The organism is Allobosea sp. GW821-FHT12C12 (assembly GCF_058807355.1).
Genome location: NZ_JBXAQP010000025.1, coordinates 1 through 22314 on the forward strand (window position 1 = coordinate 1; position 22314 = coordinate 22314).

21 protein-coding genes and 1 riboswitch are annotated in these 22314 nt (G+C 68.4%); of the genes, 5 read left to right on the plus strand and 16 right to left on the minus strand.

Annotation, left to right across the window (positions count from 1 at the left end):
• Positions 1–189 precede the first annotated feature (189 nt).
• From AC1RRW_RS21725 to AC1RRW_RS21735, 3 genes are all read right to left on the minus strand, one after another.
• A complete protein-coding gene (locus AC1RRW_RS21725) occupies positions 190–639 on the minus strand; it encodes a GNAT family N-acetyltransferase (RefSeq protein WP_492903728.1) in 450 nt (149 codons plus the stop codon).
• Positions 640–831: 192 nt separating this feature from the next.
• The gene (locus tag AC1RRW_RS21730) at positions 832–1317 is read right to left on the minus strand and encodes a peroxiredoxin (RefSeq protein WP_492903730.1); all 486 of its coding nucleotides are present in this window, start codon (positions 1315–1317) and stop codon (positions 832–834) included.
• Positions 1318–1367: 50 nt separating this feature from the next.
• Positions 1368–2219 (minus strand): protein-disulfide reductase DsbD domain-containing protein, encoded by an 852-nt coding sequence (locus tag AC1RRW_RS21735; protein ID WP_492903732.1) that lies wholly within the window; start codon positions 2217–2219, stop codon positions 1368–1370.
• Between the two features lie 178 nt (positions 2220–2397).
• Here AC1RRW_RS21735 and AC1RRW_RS21740 point away from each other — a divergent pair, with 178 nt between their 5' ends.
• Positions 2398–3009, plus strand: coding sequence for a YqgE/AlgH family protein (locus AC1RRW_RS21740; protein ID WP_492903734.1), 612 nt, complete (start codon positions 2398–2400; stop codon positions 3007–3009).
• A 151-nt stretch (positions 3010–3160) separates the two neighbouring features.
• On the opposite strand, the gene AC1RRW_RS21745 is transcribed toward AC1RRW_RS21740, so the two are convergent.
• The gene (locus AC1RRW_RS21745; RefSeq protein WP_492903736.1) at positions 3161–4036 is read right to left on the minus strand and encodes an endonuclease/exonuclease/phosphatase family protein; all 876 of its coding nucleotides are present in this window, start codon (positions 4034–4036) and stop codon (positions 3161–3163) included.
• 171 nt (positions 4037–4207) lie between these two features.
• Between AC1RRW_RS21745 and AC1RRW_RS21750 the strand changes: the two genes are divergently transcribed.
• The gene (locus tag AC1RRW_RS21750) at positions 4208–5737 is read left to right on the plus strand and encodes a phospholipase D family protein (protein WP_492903738.1); all 1530 of its coding nucleotides are present in this window, start codon (positions 4208–4210) and stop codon (positions 5735–5737) included.
• A 39-nt stretch (positions 5738–5776) separates the two neighbouring features.
• On the opposite strand, the gene AC1RRW_RS21755 is transcribed toward AC1RRW_RS21750, so the two are convergent.
• The 12 genes from AC1RRW_RS21755 to coxB form a co-directional block, all read right to left on the minus strand.
• Positions 5777–8605, minus strand: a complete 2829-nt coding sequence (locus AC1RRW_RS21755; RefSeq protein ID WP_492903775.1) for an EAL domain-containing protein — start codon at positions 8603–8605, stop codon at positions 5777–5779.
• A gap of 189 nt (positions 8606–8794) precedes the next feature.
• A complete protein-coding gene (locus AC1RRW_RS21760; protein WP_492903739.1) occupies positions 8795–9394 on the minus strand; it encodes a GNAT family N-acetyltransferase in 600 nt (199 codons plus the stop codon).
• A gap of 4 nt (positions 9395–9398) precedes the next feature.
• Positions 9399–10727, minus strand: a complete 1329-nt coding sequence (locus AC1RRW_RS21765; protein WP_492903777.1) for a M16 family metallopeptidase — start codon at positions 10725–10727, stop codon at positions 9399–9401.
• Positions 10728–10735: 8 nt separating this feature from the next.
• A complete protein-coding gene (gene thrC, locus AC1RRW_RS21770) occupies positions 10736–12151 on the minus strand; it encodes a threonine synthase (RefSeq protein ID WP_492903741.1) in 1416 nt (471 codons plus the stop codon).
• A gap of 378 nt (positions 12152–12529) precedes the next feature.
• Positions 12530–13321 carry an SURF1 family protein gene (locus AC1RRW_RS21775; RefSeq protein ID WP_492903743.1) on the minus strand — a complete coding sequence of 264 codons (792 nt, stop codon included), beginning with the start codon at positions 13319–13321 and terminating at the stop codon, positions 12530–12532.
• A complete protein-coding gene (locus AC1RRW_RS21780; RefSeq protein WP_492903779.1) occupies positions 13318–13650 on the minus strand; it encodes a DUF983 domain-containing protein in 333 nt (110 codons plus the stop codon). Before AC1RRW_RS21780 ends, AC1RRW_RS21775 begins: the two co-directional genes overlap by 4 nt.
• A gap of 187 nt (positions 13651–13837) precedes the next feature.
• The gene (locus AC1RRW_RS21785) at positions 13838–14689 is read right to left on the minus strand and encodes a cytochrome c oxidase subunit 3 (protein WP_492903745.1); all 852 of its coding nucleotides are present in this window, start codon (positions 14687–14689) and stop codon (positions 13838–13840) included.
• Between the two features lie 74 nt (positions 14690–14763).
• Positions 14764–15351: a cytochrome c oxidase assembly protein gene (locus tag AC1RRW_RS21790; RefSeq protein WP_492903746.1), complete on the minus strand. Its 588-nt coding sequence runs from the start codon at positions 15349–15351 to the stop codon at positions 14764–14766.
• Complete coding sequence (locus AC1RRW_RS21795) at positions 15351–15518, minus strand: cytochrome c oxidase system small membrane protein (RefSeq protein ID WP_492903748.1); 168 nt, start codon at positions 15516–15518, stop codon at positions 15351–15353. The genes AC1RRW_RS21790 and AC1RRW_RS21795 overlap by 1 nt, the downstream gene beginning before the upstream one ends.
• Entirely contained in the window at positions 15515–16471 is a 957-nt protein-coding gene (locus AC1RRW_RS21800) for a heme o synthase (RefSeq protein WP_492903749.1), read from the minus strand. The genes AC1RRW_RS21795 and AC1RRW_RS21800 overlap by 4 nt, the downstream gene beginning before the upstream one ends.
• Positions 16472–16615: 144 nt before the next feature.
• Positions 16616–18244, minus strand: coding sequence for a cytochrome c oxidase subunit I (ctaD, locus tag AC1RRW_RS21805; protein WP_492903750.1), 1629 nt, complete (start codon positions 18242–18244; stop codon positions 16616–16618).
• Between the two features lie 80 nt (positions 18245–18324).
• Positions 18325–19209, minus strand: a complete 885-nt coding sequence (coxB, locus tag AC1RRW_RS21810; protein ID WP_492903751.1) for a cytochrome c oxidase subunit II — start codon at positions 19207–19209, stop codon at positions 18325–18327.
• Positions 19210–19615: 406 nt separating this feature from the next.
• On the opposite strand from coxB, the gene AC1RRW_RS21815 reads away from it, so the two are divergent.
• From AC1RRW_RS21815 to gcvT, 3 genes are all read left to right on the plus strand, one after another.
• A complete protein-coding gene (locus tag AC1RRW_RS21815; protein ID WP_492903752.1) occupies positions 19616–20155 on the plus strand; it encodes an invasion associated locus B family protein in 540 nt (179 codons plus the stop codon).
• Positions 20152–20793 (plus strand): hypothetical protein, encoded by a 642-nt coding sequence (locus AC1RRW_RS21820; RefSeq protein ID WP_492903754.1) that lies wholly within the window; start codon positions 20152–20154, stop codon positions 20791–20793. The genes AC1RRW_RS21815 and AC1RRW_RS21820 overlap by 4 nt, the downstream gene beginning before the upstream one ends.
• 93 nt (positions 20794–20886) lie before the next feature.
• Positions 20887–20988, plus strand: a riboswitch (glycine riboswitch).
• Between the two features lie 162 nt (positions 20989–21150).
• On the plus strand, positions 21151–22308 hold the full coding sequence (gene gcvT, locus AC1RRW_RS21825; RefSeq protein WP_492903756.1) for a glycine cleavage system aminomethyltransferase GcvT: 1158 nt from the start codon (positions 21151–21153) through the stop codon (positions 22306–22308).
• Positions 22309–22314 lie beyond the last annotated feature (6 nt).

A 22314-nucleotide genomic window follows, 5' to 3' on the forward strand; every position in this document is an offset into this window, starting at 1 on the left:
CTCGAACGGCCACCATCAACACGATGTCCCCACTGCCGCCGACGACTCAACTCTAAAAATCTGCCAAAGTAGTGCTAAGCCGCGGATTCCCACATCCGCGGCCGAAAAAGCGAGATCGGTTCGCGCTCCTCCGCGCTGCCGTCGATACATCCGCTCGGCGTCGCGAGACGCCCTATGAACAGCGCTTGCTCACCTCAGCGCCTGCCGGTACACGATGAACCCCGATTTATCCGCGACCTTGTCGTAGAGCGCCTGCGCCTGCAGGTTCGACTCATGCGTCTGCCAGTAGACGCGGAAGCAGCCCTTCGTCCCCGCCATCTGCCGCACCGCCTCGATCAGGGCGCGGCCCGCGCCCGTGCCGCGCGCCTCCTCGACCGTGAACAGGTCCTGCAGGTAGCAGATGTCGTTCCGGCTCCAGGTCGTGCGGTGGACGACCCAGTGGACGATGCCGAGCATCCGCCCGTCGCGCTCGGCGACGAACCCGCCCATCGGCTCGGCCCCGCTTGTCAGCCGCGCGAAGGTCGCGTCGGTGATCTCGGGAGAGAGCGAGGCCTTGTAGAAGGTGAGATAGCCCTGCCAGAGCGGATCCCACGCGGCGCGGTCGGAGGGGGCGAGCGGACGGATCATGGTCTCGGGCATGCGGCAAGCTCCTGCTGTCGCGGCAGGCTATCGTTCAGGCCGCGGCCTGTCTCATGATGAACGACACTGGGATCGATCAGCGCGCGTTGCCCTGACCGTCCTTGCGAGCGAAGCGAAGCAATCCAGGGGGGAGTAGAGCGCCACCTTGACTGCTTCGTCGCTGTGCTCCTCGCAATGACGCGGTGGCGCTTGTCAGAGCTGCCTGAGCAGCGCCTCGGCCCCGGAGACGTCGGCCTTGCCGGGCGCATCCTCGACGTTCAGCGCCTTCACCACGCCGTCCTCGACGATCATCGAGTAGCGCTGCGAGCGCGTGCCGAGGCCGAAGCCGGAACCGTCGAGCGAGAGGCCGATCTCCTTGGCGAAATCGGCGTTGCCGTCGGAGAGGAATTCGATCACGCCGGCCCCGCCGCTCGCCTTGGCCCAGGCGTCCATGACGAAGACGTCGTTGGTGCTCGTCACCATGATCGCCTCGACGCCCTTGCCCTTGATCTCGTCGGCCTTGGCGACGAAGCCCGGCAGGTGGTTCTTGTGGCAGGTCGGCGTGAAGGCGCCGGGAACGGCGAAGAGCACGATCGTCTTGCCCTTGAACAGGTCGTCGGTGGTCTTGGCCGCCGGGCCGTCCGCCGTCATGACCCGAAAGGTCGCCTGCGGAAGCTTGTCACCCACCTTGATGGTCATTGCGCCGTTCTCCGTGAAGCCCGCGGCAGCGTGCCGCCCGGCCTGACGGATTAGGGCTTGCCCGCCGGGATGTCGAGGTCCAGACGGGTCTCGACGGCGCCGGGCTGGCCGCGCAGCGTCACGATGAACGGCACCGGGCCGGCCGCGCCCTTGGGCCGGTCGTTGATCCGGATCAGCGCCACCGTCGCGCCGTCCGGCTGGGCCGTGAATTTCGGCTTGCCGAAGGACCACATGCCCGGCCCCTCGACGAAGACGTCCTCGACCTTGCCCTCCGGCGGCGCGCGCAGGACGAGGCGCAGGGAGGCGTCCTGCTGCGTCTCGTCGAGCTTCGCCTCGATCAGCGCCAGCCTGTCCTTCTGCGGGCCGGGCTTGATCCGGACCGGCACCCGCGCTTCGTAGAGCTCGAGCCGCGCCGCGCTGACGGAGGTGACGCCGGGTTCGAGCCAGAGCCTTGCCTCGCCCTTGGCCTGGGCGCAGATCGTCTCGCAGACCGCATAGTCGAGCTTCAGCACCAGCATGACGGGCTTTGTCGGATCGACCGGCTGCACCGAGACCGGGATCACGACCTCGCCGACATAGCCCACCGAATAGCCGGTCCCGTCCTGGAACCGCTCGGGCGCCGGCCAGCGCACGTCGAGCCCGCCGATATTGGTCGAGCCGCTCCAGTCGAACACGGGGGGCGCGCCGAAATCGCCGGGATTGCGCCAATAGGTCCTGAAGCCCGGCCTGGTCACGATCTCGACGCCGACGCGCTGCTTGCCGGACGGCGCGGTCGCTCCGGCGATCAGGCGAAGCGAGGCGAATTCGCTCCTCGACCACGACGAGGTCGCCGCCTCCTGCGCGGAGGCGGGCGCGGCAAGCGCGGCGAGCGCGCCGAAGGCGAGGGCAGATAAGCGCTTCACGCTGATGATCTAGGCTGTTTCCATGAAAATTGCGACATAAACCCGTCGCGGCGGCCTAATGATCGCGTGAAGCCGCGCCGCGCCCGATCCGGACCAGGCGCATACATGCGCAGCATGGCCGAAATTGGGACGCGTGGCCCAGTTCCCATGGCTGCCGGATATGCTCTAGCATGACCCCATGAAGATCGGTTCGAACCAGCGCGTCAACGGCCGCAGCTATCTCGACGGGCAGTGCCTGATCGCGATGCCCGGCATGGCGGATACGCGCTTCAGCCGCAGCGTCGTCTATGTCTGCGCCCATTCCGAGGACGGCGCGATGGGGATCATCGTCAACAAACCGGCCTCGGACACGAAGTTTCCCGATCTCCTGGTCCAGCTCGACGTCATCCCGTCCGAGGAACTGATTCGCCTGCCGAGCCAGGCCGAGCGCATCCGGGTGCTGCGCGGCGGTCCGGTCGAGACAAAGCGCGGCTTCGTGCTGCACACGGCGGACTTCTTCCTGGAATCGGCGACGCTGCCGATCGACGACGGCATCTGCCTGACCGCGACGCTCGACATCCTGCGCGCCATCGCCGTGGGCAGCGGCCCCGAGAACGCGGTGCTGGCGCTGGGCTATGCCGGCTGGGGCGCGGGCCAGCTCGAATCGGAGATCCAGTCGAACGGCTGGCTGCACTGCGCCGCGGACCCGGCCCTGCTCTTCGACGACGGCGTCGAGACCAAATATCACCGCGCGCTCGGCAAGATCGGCATCGATCCGGCCTTCCTGTCACGCGAGGCCGGCCATGCCTGAGCGCCCGTCCTCAAGCTCTACTCCGGCGGCCGTCTGACGCCGCATTCCGCGCTTCCGGTGCTCACGGACAATAAGTCCGCTCCGCTCCGGTTCTCGAAAGCCACGCCAGCCGACTCACCGGAGCGAGTTTCAGAACGGACGCTATGTCACGCTAGTCCGCCGCCGGCAGCTCGATCCGCGCCTTGATCGGCAGATGATCCGACGCGATGCGCGCCAGCGGCGTGTCGTGCAGCGTCACCGTCGCGATCAGCTCCGGCGGATAGGTCACGATGCGGTCGAGCGCCAGCATCGGGAAGCGCGCCGGGAAGCTCGGGATCGAGGCCTGCATCGGCCCGAAATGCGAGGCGAGGCCGCGCAGGCTGGAGCGCCGGCCGATGCGCCATTCGTTGAAATCGCCCATCATCACGATCGGCCGCGTCTCGCCCTCCTGGGCCGCGGTCATCAGCTTCTCGATCTGGCGCGAGCGCGAGCGCCGCAAGAGGCCAAGGTGCACAGCGACGACGCGGACAGAGCCGCGGTCGAGGTCGAGATCGACGATCAGCGCGCCGCGCGGCTCCAGCCCCGGCAGGACGATCTGCGTCGTCGCCGTGGCTTTTCCCTCGCGGATCAGCACGACATTGCCGTGCCAGCCATGGCGCGGCCCGGTTTCGTGGACGCGCACCGGCCTCAGACCCGTCTCCCGCAGCAGGGTCTCGAGTTCGAGCAGCCCGGCGCGCGTCCCGAAGCGCTGGTCCGCCTCCTGCAGCGCGACGATGTCGGCGTCGATCTCCTTCAGCACCGCGACGATCCGGTCCGGGTCGAAGCGGCGGTCGCGGCCGACGGCCTTGTGGATGTTGTAGGAGGCGAACAGCAGCTCCGTGCCCGTCCGCGGCTCGGCCTGCCGCGATGCGTGCAGGCGCTCGCGGCTCCAGCCGCCCGCGCGCAGGGCGCGTAGCCGCCTGATCCGCCCCAGCGGCCTGCCGTCGATGTCCAGCGCCGCCTCGCGCCGGAACCCCATGCGCCAGCGCGCCTTCCAGTCGTCAGACACGCTCAGGACCTCGTACTGCTCGACCCGCCGGAAAGCATCCGCCGGCGATGGGCGAACCGGACCGACATTCAACGCGCATGCCATCGGCCCGGTTCGGTTTGCCTGGCGGGAATTGAACGATTTGCCTCGAACGGAATTGATGAGACGCAAGAGGGGGTGATTGCTGTCCAGATGTCATGGCTGATTGGTCTTGCCGTCCTTGTGGCGCTGACCGCCGTCGCGCTCGCCTGTGTGTCCTCTTATGGCCGCTTGGCACGCCGCGCCAGCGGTCCGCCGGCTCATGCCCTGCCGCCCGGCGATGACGAAACCGCGATCGACCACGCGGTGGCGCCGCTGCTGCGCGAGCGGGCGGGCCTGTCCGGCGTCGGGCTGCTGGCGGACAATCTCCAGGCTTTCGCGCTGCGCGCCGCCTCCGCCCGCCAGGCCGGCCGCAGCCTCGACCTGCAGTATTACTACTGGCTCGACGACCTGACTGGCGGCCTTCTGATGCGCGAGGTGATCGCCGCCGCCGATCGCGGGGTGCGCGTGCGCATGCTCATCGACGACATCAGCACGCGCGGCCGCAACCGTCTCTACCGCGCCGTCGACACGCATCCCAACATCGAGATCCGCCTGTTCAATCCGAGCCGCAACCGCAGCAGCGGTTTCAGGCGCGGCCTCGAATTGCTGGCGCGCTTCGTCACCGCGACGCGGCGCATGCACAACAAGGCCTGGATCGCCGACGGCCGCATCGCCATCATCGGCGGACGCAATATCGGCGACGCCTATTTCGACGCCGCGGCCGACGCGAATTTCCACGACATGGATCTCTTGCTGGTCGGCGAGGCTTTGGCGCCGGCGCAGGCGATCTTCGACGAGTTCTGGAACAGCGCGATGGCGATCCCGATCAACGCCCTGTTTCGTCGCCGGCTTCGGACAAGCCTTGGCGAGGTCCGCGCCCGCCACGAGACGCTGGCCACGTCGCGCAAGGCCGGCCCTTACGCCGCCCGCCTGCCGGAGCAGGCCGGCGAAGCGGACCTGTTCCCGCGCGAGGGTTTGCGCTGGGTCGCGGAGGTCGAGGTGCTGTCGGACAAGGCGCGCAAGGCGCTGGGCGGCGACAACGGCAACCGGCTCGCGACGCGCATCAACCACCTCGTCGAATCCGCCCGCGGCGAACTCGCGATCATCTCGCCCTATTTCATCCCCGGCGAGGAGGGGCTGGCGACGCTCGCGCGGCTCACCGCCCGCGGCGTCAGGGTCTCGGTGCTGACCAACTCGCTGGCGGCGACGGATGTCGTGGCCGTGCACGGCGCCTATGCCGGTTATCGCAGGCCGCTGTTGCGGCAGGGCGTCGCGCTTTACGAACTGCGTCCGGAGCGCACCCGCGAGCGCGGCTCGCTCTTCGGCTCCAAGGGCGCGAGCCTGCACACCAAGGCCTTCACGGTCGATCGCGGGATCGCCTTCGTCGGTTCGTTCAATTTCGATCCGCGCTCGCGCTCTCTCAACACCGAGATGGGCGTCGTCGTGCATGATCGCGAACTGGCTTGCGAGATCGACCGCCATTTCCGCGAGCAGACCGGGCCGGACTCCGCCTTCGCCGTGACCTTGCGCGCCGGCCGGCTCCGCTGGGGCGGGTCGGCAGGCCGCGAGCCGGCCGCGAGCCTCTATCGCCGGCTTGCGGCGTTCCTGATCGGCTGTCTTCCGGTCGAATCGCAGCTCTGATGCCGATCCGGCGACCCGAGGGTCGCATGCGACGGAGATTCACGCGGCTTCCGTCGCCGCCGCGCTCGCGCCGACGAGCCGGCGCGCTTCCGCGGCCGTCATCGGCTTGCCGAAGATATAGCCCTGCGCGTAGTGGCAGCCGAGCTGGTAGAGTTCGATCGCGTCGGACTCGCTCTCGGCTCCTTCCGCCACCACGTCCATCCGCAGGTCGGCGGCGAGCTGGACGATCGAGCGCAGGATCACCGGCGGCTTGCCGTTGCCCATCTGGCGCACGAAGCTCTGGTCGACCTTGATCGTGTCGAAGGGGAAGCGCTGCAGATAGGACAGCGAGGAATAGCCGGTGCCGAAATCGTCGAGCGACAGGCCCGCCCCGAGGTCGCGGATGCGGTGCAGCATCTGGGCGGCGTATTCCGGGTTCTCCATCACCAGGCTCTCGGTGATCTCGAGCTTCAGCGTGCCGGGCAGCACCCGCCTGCGGCCGAGCACCGTCTTCACGTCGTGCAGCAGATCGTGGCGCAGGAGCTGGCGCGAGGACACGTTGACGCTGGCGAAGATAGGCGGATCGACCTCCAGCGCCGCCTGCCAGGCCTCCAGCTCGCGCGCGGTGCGGTCCATCACATAGACGCCGAGATCGACGATCAGCCCGGTCTCCTCCGCGATGGCGAGGAAATCCTGCGGCATAAGCCGGCCCTCGCGCGGATGGTCCCAGCGCACCAGCGCCTCGAATCCGGCGATGGTGCGGTCCTCCAGCCTGACGATCGGCTGGTACATCACCTGGATCTCGCCGCGCTCGATCGCGCGCCTGAGGTCGCTCTCCAGCGCGAGGCGGTCGTTGCGGTCGGTCCGCATCGCCGGCACGAAGACCTCGATCTTGTTGCCGCCCTGACGCTTGGCATGGGCCATGGCGAGCTCGGCGTTCTTGAGCGAGTCGTCCTTCCGCGCGGCCGGCGCGGGGTCGAACAGCGCCAGACCGATCGAGGGCGTCAGGAAGATCTCGCGCTCCGACAGCGTGATCGGCGTCGAGATGGCGCGCCGCACCAGCTCCGCCAGCGCGAGAATCCGCTCGGGATCGCGCTCCGAGACCAGGATCATCGCGAAGGTGTCACCGCCGATGCGGGCGAGCGTGTCCTGCGCCCGCAGCAGCCGGCCGAGCCTGCGCGCCAGCGTCAGCAGGATCGAATCGCCGGCCGAGAAGCCGACCGATTCGTTGACCTGCTTGAAGCGGTCGATGTCGATCACGATCACGGTGGGGCGGATGTTGTCGTCGGCGCGGCAGAAGCCGAACACGGCGGTCAGCCTGTCCTGGAAGAGCTTGCGGTTGGGCAGCCCCGTCAGGTTGTCGTGCACGGCGTCGTGCAGCAGCCGCTCCTGCGCGGTGCGCTGCTCGGTCACGTCCGACAATGTGCCGATGACACGGATGACCTCGCCGTCGGAGCCGATCACCGGCCGCGCCTTGACGTTGAACCAGTGATAGGCGCCGCTGGCGGCGCGCAGTCGCGCATCGAGGTTGAGCTTGCCCCGGCGCTGCTCCAGCACGGCGTCGAGCGTGACGCGGTAGCGGTCGCGGTCGGCGACATGCATGTGCTCGAGCCAGCGCGCCGCCGAGCCTTCGAGCGCCCCGCGGCTCAGGCCGAGCAGCGCCTCGATCTGCGGCGAGACGAAGATCTTGTCGGCGCTCACGTCCCAGTCGAAGACGAGGTCGCCCGAACCGGCCAGCGCCAGCGCCCGCCGCTCGGTCTCGGAGACCAGCCCCTGCGACAGCCCCCCGCCGGCGAAGGCGTGCTGGATCACGGTGAATCCGATCAGCAGCACGATCAGCACGAGCCCTCCGAGCAGCGCCGGCGCGACGAGGTCGCGCGTGAACTGCCCGGTCACGGTGAAGCCGGCCGCCGTGACCCAGACCGCGAGCAGGAACCAGGTCGGGATCAGCATCACGGCGCGCTCGTAGCCATGCGTTGCCAGATGCAGGATCAGGACGAAACCGACCGCCGCCACCGCCGCGATCGAGATGCGCGCGATGCCGGACGCCATCGGCGCGTCGAAGACGGCGAGTCCGACGAGACCGGCGAGACCCAGCATCCAGACGATGGTGACGTGGCTGTAGCGCACATGCCAGCGCGACAGGTTCAGATAGGCGAAGAGGAAGACGAGCAGCGTCGCCGCCAGCGTGACCTCGGCGCCGGCGCGGTAGATCCGCTCGATCGCCGGCGTCAGGGGGAAGATGCGCTGGAAGAAGCCGAAATCCAGCCCCGCATAGGCCAGCACCGCCCAGGCGAGCGCGGCCGCCGCCGGGAAGATAACCGCGCCCTTGACCACGAAGATGATGGTCAGGAACAGCGCCAGAAGGCCTGCGATGCCGATGATGATGCCTTTGTAAAGCGTCAGCCCGTTGGTCTTCTGCCGGTAGGTTTCCTGGTCGTAGAGATAGAGCTGCGGCAGGTTCGGCGATTTCAGCTCGGCGACGAAGGTCACCGTCGCGCCGGGGTCGAGCGTGATCAGGAAGACGTCGGCGTCCGGGGTCTCCTCCCGCTCGGGGCCTAGGCCCTGGCTCGCGGTCACGGCCTCGATGCGCCGGTCGCCGAGATCGGGCCAGATCACGCCGGAGCCGATCAGCCGGTGGAACGGTGCGACCAGAAGCCGGTCGATCTGCTCGTCGGAATCGTTGGTCAGCGCGAAGACGATCCAGTCCGGCCTCGCCCCGGATTCGCGCGCCCTGACCGCGATGCGGCGCACGATCCCGTCCGGCCCAGGCGCGGTCGAGATCTGGATGACGTCGCCGTCGGATTTGTTGCGCTCGACGACGTTGGTCAGGTCGAGCACCGAGGAATCGACCGGCACCCGCACGGCCTCGACGGCGAGCGCGGGCATCGCTGCCGCGACAAGCCAGAGCAGCACGCCGGCGGCGGCGCGGCCAAACCGGAGAAGTCGGTCGGGAATGGACAAGCGCGGCTCTGGGCTAGGACGGGGAACGATCATTCGCAATTGAGCGATCACTCCTAGCGACGGCTCATGGCGAGGGCAAGGCACGGCCCGCGCGGGAAAGCGCCCTGCGCCGGCTCACCCGGAGCCGCCCGGCAGCCTGTCGCTCGACAGGGCCGCATAGAGCAGGTGATCGGCCCAGTCGCCGTTGATGCGCAGATAGGCCCGCGCCATACCCTCGCGATGGAAGCCGACACGCTCAAGCAACCGCCGCGACGGCTCGTTGGCGGGCAGGCAGGCAGCCTCGACCCGGTGCAAGGCGAGGTCGTCGAAGGCGAAATGCAGCGCGCCGCTCACGGCCTCGGTCATATGGCCCTTGCCGGCATGGCGCTGGCCCATCCAGTAGCCGAGCGTGCAGGCCTGGGCGACGCCGCGGCGGACGAGGCCGAGCGTCAGCCCGCCGAGCAGCGCCTGCGAACGCTGGTCGACGATGAACAGCGAATAGGCCTCGTCGGTCGCGATCTCGCGGACGGCGCGCTTCACCCGCAGCCGGAACGAGGCGCGGGTCAGATCGTCCTCGTTCCAGACCGGCTCCCACGGAGTCAGGAACGCGCGGCTTTCCATGCGCAGCACGGCCCAGGCGGCGTAGTCGGTCGCGGCCGGGGCGCGCAGGACGAGGTTCCGCGTCCGGATCAGCGGGCGCGAGGGCGGATCGGTGGCGAAGCGGAACAGCGCCATGGCGTCAGTCCACGGCGCGCGCGGCGTGCTTGAGCCCCTTCGCCGGCGGCAGGCCCCTGAGCGGGCCGACCGCCGCGATCGTCGGCTGGTGGCCGAGCAGGGAGCGCCCCGCCGCGCGCACGTCCTCCAGCGTCACCGCGTCGAGCCGCGCCGCCAGTTCCTCGCGCCGGATCGCCCGGCCGAAGATCAGCGCCTGCCGGGCCATCTGCTCCAGCTTTCCGCCGGGGCTCTCCAGCGAGGCGAGCAGCCCGACCTTCATCTGCGCCCGGGCGCGGGCCACCTCGGCCTCGCTGACGTCCTCGGCCGCCTGACGCAGGCAGGCGAGCGAGACGTGGATCAGCTCGGCTGCGTCCTCCGGCGCGGTGCCGGCGCTGATGCCGAAGACGCCGCAATCGGAGAAGGGCCAGTGGAAGGCGTCGACCGCGTAAGCCAGGCCGCGCTTCTCGCGAACCTCCTGGAACAGCCGCGACGACAGCCCGCCGCCGAGGACCGAGGAGAAGATCTGCAGCGGATAATGCGCGCCCTTGCTGAAGGGCTGGCCCGGAAAGCCGAGCACGAGATGGACCTGCTCCTCGTCGCTCCTGATGCGCGCCTCGCCGCCGAGATAACGGCCTCCCTCGCGATCGGCCGTCTCGGTCGGCCGCGCCGGGAGGCCCGAGAGATGCCGCTTCGCCAGCGCCACCAGCGTCTCGTGACCGACCGCGCCGGATGCCGCCAGCACCATGTTGCCGGCGTGGTAGTGCCGCGCGAGATAGGCCCGGATCGCGTCCGGCGTGAAGCTCTTCACGGTCTTGGCGGTGCCGAGGATCGGCCGTCCGAGCGGCTGGCCGGGGAACGCGGCCTGCAGGAAGCGGTCATAGACCAGGTCGTCGGGCGTATCCTGAACGGCGCTGATCTCCTGCAGGATCACGCCCTTCTCGCGCCTGAGCTCTTCCTCGGTCAAAGCCGGCGAGGTCAAGATGTCGGCCAGGATATCGACCGCGAGTTCGAGGTCCTCGCCCAGCACGCGGGCGGTGTAGCAGGTGTATTCGACGCTGGTCGCGGCGTTGAGGTCCCCGCCGACGCTCTCGATCTCCTCGGCGATCTCCAGCGCGTTGCGCCGGGCCGTGCCCTTGAAAGCCATGTGCTCGAGCAGGTGGGCGAGCCCGTGCTCATGGGGCAGTTCGTCGCGCGAGCCTGCGCCGACCCAGATGCCGAGCGAGACGGTCGCGGCATGGTCCATGCGCTGCGAGACGATGCGCAGGCCCGACGGCAGCGTGGTCAGCCCGACATCGGGGTCGTGCTCGCCGGCATGCGGCGCGGCGATGTCGATCTCGTCGCCAAAATCATTCATATCCGCGCTCATGCCGCGGCTCCCCGCACGGCGCGGGCACGCTCGCGGATGAAATTCTCCAGGGTCGCCTGGTCGTTCGGCATCGGCGTGAAACGCTCCTCGCGCTCCATCAGGTCGGCGAGATGGGCCGGCAGCGCGGGCGAGACGCCGCTCGCGGCTTCGACCGCAGCCGGGAACTTCGCCGGATGGGCGGTGCCGAGCACGATCATCGGCGTCGCCGGGTCGCGCGCCAGCCCCTCGCGGGCGGCGGCGACGCCGATCGCCGTATGCGGATCGAGCAGGTGGCCGGCCTCGCGCCAGGTCGCGCCGATCTCGGCCGCGACTTGTTGCTCGTCGATCGCGGTCGCGTCGAATTCGGCGCGGATGCGGGCGAGCGGCTCGGGCGCGATCTCGAAGCGGCCCGATTGCCTCAGCCCGTCCATCAGCCGGCGGATCGCGGCGCCGTCGCGGCCATGCGCCTCGAACAGCAGCCGCTCGAAATTCGACGAGATCTGGATGTCCATCGAGGGCGAGGTCGTGGCGTGCACGCCGCGCATCTCGTAGACGCCGTCGGCCAGCGTGCGCGCCAGGATGTCGTTGCTGTTGGTGCCGATCAAAAGCCGCTCGACCGGCAATCCCATCCGCTTGGCCACATGGCCCGCCAGCACGTCGCCGAAATTGCCGGTCGGCACGGCGAAGGAGACTTTTCGGCGCGGCGCGCCGAGCGCCACGGCGGACGTGAAATAATACACCACCTGCGCCGCGATCCGGGCCCAGTTGATCGAGTTGACGCCCGACAGGCCGATCTCGTCGCGGAAGGCGTGGTGGTTGAACAGCGCCTTGAGCAGGTTCTGGCAGTCGTCGAAAGTGCCGTCTATCGCGATCGCGTGGACGTTGTCGGCCTCGACCGTGGTCATCTGCCGGCGCTGCACGTCGGAGACGCGGCCCTGCGGATAGAGGATGAAGACATCGACGCGGGACAGCCCCTTGAACGCGTCGATCGCGGCCCCGCCGGTGTCGCCGGAGGTCGCGCCGACGATGGTGGCGCGCTCGCCGCGCAGCTCGAGGACATGGTCCATCAGCCGCCCGAGCAACTGCATCGCCACATCCTTGAAGGCGAGCGTCGGGCCGTGGAAGAGTTCGAGCACGAAGAGGTTGTCGCCCAACTGCGTCAGCGGGCAGACGGCCGGATGCCGGAAGCTCGCATAGGCCTGCGCGATCATCCCCGACAGCGCCTCGCCCTCGATGTCGCCGTCGCTCAGCGCGCCTAGCACGCGCTCCGCCACCTGCGCGTAGGGCTTGCCGGCAAAACCCGCGATCTCGTCGGCGCCGAGCCGCGGAAAGTTCTTCGGCACGTAGAGCCCGCCATCGCGGGCAAGCCCCGCCAGCAGCGCGTCGGAGAAGGACAGGGCAGGGGCTTCCCCACGGGTGGAAATATGCAGCACGGCGTGATGATCCTCTGATCTCACGGGTGCTATAAGTCCTGCCGTTGCTTTCCGCAAAAAGAGCGGTTGCACTTTAATATAAGATCGATCAGGGCAATTTATCTTCCTTTCTCCGCGTGATAGCTTTTTGCGCGTTGAAGAGACGGGGGTGGTCTCCATGGCCGCCTGAATTCGGATTCAACCCCGGATTCGCGAATGCGCGTTCGCCTGGCTCTGAACCTGATTGGGCTGGGAGCGGAGTGAATTATCACTAACCCCTAAGATCGATCAGTTGCCGCTGGACGCGGTCTCTGAAAGTAGCTGGCCGCCGATTCGGCTAGTTCCTGAAAAGGGGGGGGGCCGCCCTTTGCGGTCCCCCTCGCGATATTGCTGATCGCGTTATTGGTCGGTGCTCTCGAATCTCTGCTGCTCGCGCCGCCCCTGCCAGGCCCACGCCCCGAACACGCCGATCAGCGTCAGCGCCAGGCCGAACCAGGTCAGCGCATAGGACAGGTGGTTGTCCGGGATGCGCGCGATCAGTTCCTTGGCATCGACCCCGGCCGGCGGGGTCATGCCGTCGCCGACCCGCTCGGCTTCGAGATAAAAGGCGGCGGCCGGGCCGATGCCGAGCGAGGCCGCGATCGCGACGGGATCGCGCGTGTAGAACTCGCGCTGGGCCGGCAGGTCGGCGGGCGTGAAGGAGCCGCGCGTTTCCGGCGCGCGCAGATAGCCGGTGATCGTCGCCGGGCCGGTGGCGGGCGCGATCTGCCCGAGCCGGTTTTCGGGCACGAAGCCGCGATTGACCAGCACCACGCCGCCATCCTCGAGGCGAAAGCCCTGAAAGATCCAGCGCCCGAAGCCCGCAAGCTGGCGCGTGCCCGGCCCGCCGGAGGCGATGGTGGTGCGGACGCCGGCGAAACCGGATTCGATGAAGACGCCGCGCGCCTGCGCGCGGGTCAGATCGAGCGCGGCAGTGTCGAGTCCGGCCCAGGTCGCCGCAGCCGGCATCGCAGCCGGTGCGCTTGCGGCCTGCGCCTGCAAGCGGTCGATGAAGATGCGTTTTTCGCTCATGCGCATCAACTGCCAGCCGCCGAGCATACACAGCACGGCGACGCCGATGACGGTCAGCAGCGCCGGCCGGAGCAGGCGGGGGCGGCCGGGAGAGGCATTGGTGGTGGCGACGTCGCTCATCTTTTGTCGAGCCTGCCTTCCTCGGCCTTGTTGGCGTATTGCAGCGCGACCGCGAGCCCCTTCATCGGCCGCAGCATGGCGAGGCAGACGACGACCGAGAGCGGCAGCCAGATCGCCAGATGCAGCCAGATCGGCGGCTCATAGGCGATCTCCACGTAGAGCGCCGCGCCGAGCACGGCGAAGCCCGCGATCAGCATGATGAACACCGCCGGGCCGTCGGCCGAATCGGCGAAGCCGAAATCGAGCCCGCAGACATCGCAGCGCGGGCGGATCTTCAGGAAGCCCTCGAACAGCCCGCCCTCGCCGCAGCGCGGGCAGCGGCCGGCCATGCCGACCCTGAAGGGCGAGGGCGAATGCTGGTGGGCCACGACAGCCTCCTGAAAGCGAGAAGGCGGCCGCGGTGGCCGCCTTTCGAAAGGCGTCATTGCGGGGAGCGCGGCGACGAGGCGGTCCGGAAGGGCGTGGAGCGCCGCGGCTCCCGGATTGCCTCGCCGCGCCGCGCTGCCGGGCCGCGCCTCAATGCGCGGGGCCCGCGCCCCAGACATAGATCGCGGCGAACAGGAACAGCCAGACCACGTCGACGAAGTGCCAGTACCAGGCGGCGAACTCGAATCCGAGATGCTGCTCCGGCTTGAAATGGCCGAGATAGGCCCGGTACAGGCAGATCGCCAGGAAGATCGTGCCGATCAGCACGTGGAAGCCGTGGAAGCCGGTCGCCATGTAGAAGGTCGAACCGTAGATGTGGCCGCTGAACGCAAAGCTCGCATGGATGTATTCGTAGACCTGGACGGACGTGAACACGACGCCGAGGCCGATGGTGAGCCACAGTCCATGCTTGAGGCCCTTGCGGTCGCCATGGATCAGCGCGTGGTGCGCCCAGGTCACGGTCGTGCCCGACGTCAGCAGGATCAGCGTGTTGAGCAGCGGCAGTTGCCAGGGATCGAGGGTCGCGATGCCCTTGGGCGGCCAGGTGCCGCCGGTGAACTCCTGGCGGGTGTAGTTGATCGCCTCGCCGGCATAGAGGCTGGCGTCGAAATAGGCCCAGAACCAGGCGACGAAGAACATCACCTCGGAGGCGATGAACATCAGCATGCCGTAGCGGTGGTGGATCTGGACGACGCGGGTGTGGTGGCCCTCGCGCTCGGCCTCGCGCACCACGTCCATCCACCAGGCGAGCATGGTGTAGAGCACGCCGAGCAGACCGACGCCGAAGAGGAGCGGGCCGAGCTTCATCCCCCCCAGCGTCATCGCCTTCATCCACATCACGGCGCCGATCGCCATCGTCGTCGCGCTCGTCGCGCCGACGATCGGCCACGGGCTCGGATCGACGAGGTGGTAGTCGTGGTTCTTGGTGTGGGCCCCGGCCATCGTCTTGGTCTCCGCGTCCGACGTCTTTTTTCAGCGCTCCGCTGCGCTGCTCTTACAGGTTGGATTCGCCCGCGTCACCCGCCGCCGCCGGACTTGGCCTCGGTCACGGGCTGGCCCGCCTTCGAGGGGAAATAGGTGTAGGACAGGGTCAGCGAATTGATGCCGTCGAGCTCGCGGTTCTGGACGATCTCGGGGTCGATGTAGAACACCACGGGCGCTTCCAGGCTCTCGCCCGGCCGCAGCGTGTTTTCCGTGAAGCAGAAGCACTGGATCTTGACGAAATGCGCCGCGGCCTGGTTGGGCTGCACGTTGAAGGTCGCGATCCCGGTCGAGGCGCGGTCGGTGCGGTTGGTGATCTTGTAGGATATCGTCTTCGTCTCGCCGACCCGGAGCGTGACCTGCGGGCTTTCCGCCTCGAAACGCCAGCCGAGCCCCGGCGCGACATTCGCGTCAAAGCGCACCGCCATCGTTCGGTCCAAGGTCCTGTCGGCCTCCGTGCTGCGGATCATCGGCGTGCCGCCGAACCCTGTTACCTTGCAGAACAGGTTATAGAGCGGCACGGCCGCGAAGGACAGGCCCGTCATGCCCATCACCACGCCGGCGCAGATCAGCGCGGTGCGCTTCGCCGCGGTCGCCTGCCGCGCCGTCTGGACAGGCGCCATCACAGCGGCCTGTTCATGATGGCGGGGCCGGTCTTCACCAGCGTCACCACGAAGAAGAACACGACGAGCCCGGCCAGCACGAAAGCGAGCGCGACCGAGCGGCGCTTGCGCCGGGCCATGTCCTCCGGCGAGAAGGCCGCGACCGGCTTGTTGCCATTCTCGCTCATCCGACCACCTTGGGCAGGGTCCACATCAGGCCGAGGCTGTTCTCGGCCAGCAGCACGGCGAAGAGCAGGAAGAGATACAGGATCGAGAACCCGAACAGCGCATGGCAGGCCTTGTAGGCCGCCTCGCCCTCGGTCGCGCGCAGGACGCGCACCGCGAGCGCGATCATGGCGAGCCCGCTGACGACGGAGACGACGAGATAGGCCAGTCCGGCAAAGCCCATCAGCGCCGGCAGCACCGCGACCGGGGCCATCGCAAGCGTATAGGCCATGATCTGGCGGCGCGTCGCGGCGGGCCCGGCGACGTTGGGCAGCATCGGCACGCCGGCGCGCGCATAGTCGGCCGCCTTGAGCAGCGCCAGCGCCCAGAAATGCGGCGGCGTCCACAGGAAGATGATGGCGAACAGCACGAACGAATGGATGCCGAAACCGCCGGTGACCACGGCCTCGCCGATCATCGGCGGAAAGGCTCCCGCCGCGCCGCCGATGACGATGTTCTGCGGCGTCGAACGCTTCAGCCACATCGAGTAGACCACGACGTAGAAGAAGATCGTGAAGGCGAGCATGCCGGCCGCCGGCAGATTGGCGACCAGGCCGAGCACGATCACCGAGCCGACCGAGAGCACGAGCCCGAAGGCCAGCGCCTCGGAAGCAAGCACGCGCCCGCCCGGAATCGGGCGCTTGGCGGTGCGCGTCATCAGCGCGTCGATATCGGCGTCCCACCACATGTTGAGGCAGCCCGAGGCGCCGGCCCCGACCGCGATCGCGACCAGCGCGGCCAGCCCGATGACCGGATGGACCGCGCCGGGCGCCGTCGCCATGCCGCCGAGCGCGGTGACGATGACGAGAAACATCACGCGCGGCTTGAGCAGGGAGAAGAAGTCGCGCGCCTCGGCTGTCGAGGTTGGCGCGACGCCCTCGGAACGGGTCTCGATGGTGTCGAACGCAGCGGACATGGGAATACGGGATCTCGTGTCGTCAAGTCGCGCAACCGCGCGAGGTCGAGGGAAAGCGGCTTTGCCGCCCGTCGCCGGAACGCCTCTCGGGAGGCGCTCGGGGGAGGGGCGGCGGCGGGCTCGGACGAACCCGCCGCCGTGCTGTCAGTGATCCTGCCCGGTGATGCGCGGCAGGGTCTCGAACTGGTGGAAGGGCGGCGGCGAGGGCAGCGTCCATTCCAGGGTGGTGGCGCCTTCGCCCCACGGATTCTCGCCGGCGAGTTCCTTCCTCGAGAAGGCGAGCCAGATGCCGTAGAACCAGATCAGCAGGCCGGCCGCGAAGATGTAGGAGCCGATCGAGGACCAGAACTGCCACCCGGCGAAGGCGTCGGGATAGTCGGCATAGTGACGCGGCATGCCGGCGAGACCGAGGAAGTGCTGCGGGAAGAACAGCAGGTTCGCGCCGAAGAAGGCGACCCAGAAGTGCCAGCGCCCGACCCAGTCCGGGATGACGTAGCCGCTCATCTTCGGGAACCAGTAGTAGAAGCCCGCGAAGATGCCGAACACGGCGCCCAGCGACAGGACGTAGTGGAAATGGGCCACGACGTAATAGGTCGCGTGCAGCGAGCGGTCGACGCCGGCGTTCGCCAGCACCACGCCGGTCACTCCGCCGACGGTGAACAGGAAGATGAAGCCCATCGCCCAGAGCATGGGGGCGGTGAAGCGGATCGAGCCGCCCCACATCGTCGCGATCCAGGAGAAGACCTTGATGCCGGTCGGCACCGCGATGACCATCGTCGCGAACACGAAATAGCGCTGCGTGTTGAGCGACAGGCCGGCGGTGTACATGTGGTGCGCCCACACGATGAAGCCGACGACGCCGATCGCGACCATGGCGTAGGCCATGCCGAGATAGCCGAAGATCGGCTTCTTGGAGAAGGTCGAGATGATGTGGCTGATGATGCCGAAGGCCGGCAGGATCATGATGTAGACTTCGGGGTGGCCGAAGAACCAGAACAGGTGCTGGTACAGGATCGGGTCGCCGCCGCCGGCCGGGTCGTAGAAGGTCGTGCCGAAATTGCGGTCGGTCAGCAGCATGGTGATCGCGCCGGCCAGCACCGGCAGCGCCAGCAGCAGCAGGAAGGCGGTCACCAGCACCGACCAGGCGAAGAGCGGCATCTTGTGCAGCGTCATGCCCGGCGCGCGCATGTTCAGGATCGTGGTGATGAAGTTGATCGCGCCGAGAATCGATGCGGCGCCGGCGAGATGCAGCGAGAGGATGCCGAAATCGACCGCCGGGCCTGGATGGCCCGACGACGAGAACGGCGGATAGAGCGTCCAGCCGGTGCCGACGCCCTTCGAGCCGGGGGCGCCTTCGACGAACATCGAGATCACGAGCAGCACGAAGCCCGCCACCGTCAGCCAGAACGAGATGTTGTTCATGCGCGGGAAGGCCATGTCCGGCGCGCCGATCATCAGCGGCACGAACCAGTTGCCGAAGCCGCCGATCACGGCGGGCATGACCATGAAGAAGATCATGATCAGGCCGTGGCCGGTGACGAAGACGTTGTAGCTCTGGCCGTTGGCGAAGATCTGGAGGCCGGGCTGCTGCAATTCGATGCGCATCATGATCGACAGGAAGCCGCCGACCAGGCCCGCCATGATCGCGAAGATCAGATAGAGCGTGCCGATGTCCTTGTGGTTGGTCGACATCAGCCAGCGACGCCACCCGGTCGGGTTGCCGTGGCCGTCGTCATGTCCGTAGCCGTGGGCGTGCGGTGCCGCTGTTGCCATGGCGTTGGTCTCCTCGTGCGAATGCGCTTCGCGTCAGTCGGTCAGGTTCGATGCGGACCGTGGCGATCCGCAGGGCGGGTTCAGTCCGTGGAGGCCGCGACCTTGCCGGCGGCGTCCGTGACGTTGGCGAATTTCTGCTTCGATTCGGCGAGCCAGGCGGCGTAGCGCTCGGCGCTGACGACGCGGAAGGCGATCGGCATGTAGGCGTGGTTCTGCCCGCAGATGAACGAGCACTGCCCGTAATAGATGCCTTCGCGGTCGGCCTTGAACCAGGTCTCGTTGAGTCGGCCCGGAATGGCGTCGATCTTCACGCCGAAGGAGGGCACGGTGAATTTGTGGATGACGTCGGCGGCGGTGACCTGCACGCGCACCACCTTGCCCACCGGCACGACCGCCTCGTTGTCGACGGCGAGCAGCCTGGGCGCCTCGGCGGCGGCGATCTTCTTGCTGTTGATCGCCTCGGCCCGCTGCGTCTCGTCGAGCATGATCGAATCGAAGCCGAAGGCGCCGGCGTCCTGCGGATACTCGTAGGACCAGTACCACTGCTTGCCGGTCACCTTCACGGTGACATCGGCCTGCGGGATGTCGAGCTGCAGCTTGAGCAGGCGGAAGGACGGGATCGCGATGACGACGAGGATCAGGACCGGGATCACCGTCCAGGCGACTTCGAGCAGGGCGTTGTGCGTCGTCTTGGAGGGAGTCGGGTTGGCCTTCTCGTTGAAGCGCCAGGCGACGTAGATCAGCAATCCGAGGACAAAGATCGAGATGATGAAGATAAGGACGTTCAGCCAGTTGTGGAACCAGTTGATGTAGGCCGCGACCTCGGTGACCGGGTTCTGCAGGTTGAGCTGCCATGGCGAAGGCATGCCGGTGGCGGCGGACGCGCTGCCGGAGATGGCCGCCGTCGCGGTGACTGCCAGCGCCGCGCCAGCCAAAGCTGCAAAATGCCTGCTCAGAAATCGCATGGGTCCGACATCGCTCCTCGATCGTGCCGCTCGCGGCCTGCGTCTCCCGGCATGCCCCAAGCGCGAGAGGGCGGCAGCCGCCTGGCCCGCCCCGCTCTTCGGCATTGCGATAAATCAAAGATCACGCTTGCGCCAGTGGGGCAATGCGAGCCTCTCGCGCAGGCCGTGCGGCATAATCGCGCGAGGCAGGGACGCATCGGCCGGCCGGCGACCCACCGGGAAACCGCCGGAAAGCGGAGGGCAAACGGCTCTCGCCTTGACAGGGCACGGCCTGCATGGTCCCAACGGTGACATGATTTGAGCCGGTTCCGGCCTCGCCCGAGCGCGGACCGGCTTTTTGCCTGAATTCTGCCGTCCTGATCGGGAATGGCGGCGACGGGCGCCGATTTTGGGAGGTTTGGCAGGAATGGGCATCGGCATCGCACCCGCCTTGACGCGTGCGGCTCTCGCCTGCGGGATCGCCGCTTTCGGGCTTGCCGGCCTGGATGGCGTCGGCCTCGCCGGCAAGGCCTGGGCCCAGGGCGCCGTCAAGGCGACCCACGGCGACTGGCAGATGCGCTGCGAGGTTCCTCCCGGCGCCAAGGCCGAGCAATGCGCGCTCGTGCAGAACGTCGCGGCCGAGGACAGGCCGAACCTGACCCTGCTCGTGATCGTGCTCAAGACCGCCGACCAGAAGAGCCGGCTCCTGCGCGTCGTCGCCCCGCTCGGCGTGCTGCTGCCCTCGGGCCTCGGCCTCAAGATCGACGACAAGGATATCGGCCGCGCCGGCTTCGTGCGCTGCCTGACGACGGGCTGCGTCGCCGAGGTCGTGATGGACGATGCGCTGACGACGCAGCTGAAATCCGGCAAGAGCGCCACCTTCATCGTGTTCCAGACGCCCGAGGAAGGCGTCGGCATCCCCGTCTCGCTGACCGGATTCGGGCCCGGCGTGGAGAATTTGCCGTGATTGCGTTCGTGTTGCCCCGGCCGTTGCGCCTGGCCGTTCCGCTGCTCTGTCTCGGTCTCGCCGGCTGCGGCTCCTCCTCGTCCTCGGCGCCGGGCGAGCCGACGGCCTCGCAGAAGATGACCAACCTCTTCCTGTTCCAGTCGACGACGCTGCCCCAGGCCACCGGGCCTGCGCGCGAACGCGATCCCAACTGGGTCGACCAGCCCGAGGACGAGGAAACCCTGATCTGCCCGCAGGTCATCGTCGCCGATGGCGGGGCCGCGATCCGGGCCCAGTCCGGCCAGGACAGCGGCAGTCTCCGCTACCAGATCTCGATCCTCAACGTCGCGCGCGAGTGCAAGCCCACCGGCGGCGGCGGCTTCACGCTCAAGGTCGGCGTCGAGGGCCGCGTGCTGATCGGCCCGGCCGGCGGGGCCGGCGCCTATGGCGCGACGCTCAATACGCAGGTCCTGCGCGGGACCACGGTGGTCGGCCGCCGCAGCGCCCGCGTCGGCGCCACGATCCCCGCAGGTCAGGGCGGGGCGGATTTCGTCCATGTCGAGGACGGCATCGCCGTGCCGCCCGGCGGCGGCGACGTCGAGATCATCGTCAGCCTCGGCCAGGGCGGAGCGACGCCCGTTCGCGCCCGCCGCAGATAGGCGGCCGGGCGGACAAGAGACGCGACTGCCGCGAAACATGGCAGTCTTCCGATTGACTAAGCCGGCGCGTCTTGTATCTGTGCCGGCAGCCGCAACATCCCCGCGGGAGAGACCGGGTCCGGATTCGCAACCGTGCTCGGCGCCGAAGGCGCAACCGCCCCGGAAACGCTCAGGCAAACGGACCGCGTGGGAACTGGCGCTCTGGAAAGTGGCGGAAGCGATTCCGCCCACCGACGGGTGTAACGCGCCTCGCTGTTCGCGGCGGGATCGCGGAAATCTCTCAGGTTCCAAGACAGAGGGGGCGCGTTCCGGACGATTTCCGTCCGGGGCTTGCGCTCGACTCTGGAAGGGCCGTCCATGGCTGCCGAGGCCGCTGAAACCGACGCTGCGAACGCTCCCGCGCCGCTGAAGACCCCGCTCCATGCCCGCCATGTCGCGCTGGGCGCGCGCATGGTGCCGTTCGCCGGCTACGACATGCCGGTGCAGTATCCCTCCGGCATCCTGACGGAGCACAACTGGACCCGCGACAAGGCCGGGCTGTTCGACGTCTCGCATATGGGTCAGGCCTTCCTCGTCGGCCCCGACCACGAGACCACGGCGCGTGCGCTCGAGGCGCTGATCCCCGCCGACATTCTCAACCTCGCGCCGGGAAAGCAGCGCTATTCGCAGCTCCTCAACGAGGAGGGCGGCATCCTCGATGACCTCATGGTGACGCGCGGGGTCGATCCCGACGAGGACGGCGCGCTCTATCTCGTCGTCAACGCCGCCTGCAAGACGCAGGACTACGCCCATATCGAGGCCCGCCTGCCGCCGAATGTGAAGCTGATCCGGGCCGAGCATCGCGGCCTGATCGCGCTGCAGGGGCCGGGCGCGGAAGCGGCGCTGGCCGCGCTCGCCCCGGAGGCCGCCGCGATGGGCTTCATGAGCTCGCGCAGCATGAAGATCGCCGGCATCAAGGCCAATGTCAGCCGCTCGGGCTATACCGGCGAGGACGGCTACGAGATTTCGGCCGACGCCAGGCGCATCGGCGAGATCTGGGACACGCTGCTGCTCGACGCCGGCGTCAGGCCGATCGGGCTCGGCGCGCGCGATTCGCTGCGGCTGGAGGCGGGCCTGTGCCTCTACGGCCACGACATCGACGCCACGACCTCGCCGGTCGAGGGCGCGCTGACCTGGTCGATCCAGAAGCGCCGGCGCGAGGAGGGCGGCTTTCCGGGCGCGGCGCGCATCCGCAAGGAGTTCGCGGACGGCGTCGCGCGCGTCCGGGTCGGCCTGCTGCCCGAGGGCAAGGCCCCGGCCCGCGAGGGCGCCGAGATCGCGACGCCGGACGGCGAGATCGTCGGAAAGGTCACCTCGGGCGGCTTCGGCCCGACCCTGAACGCGCCCTGCGCGATGGGCTATGTCGCCAAGGCCCATTCCGCTCCCGGCACGCGGCTTGACCTGATCGTGCGCGGCAAGCCGCTGCCGGCGGTCGTCGCGCCCATGCCCTTCGTCCCAAACCGCTACAAGCGCTGATCGTTT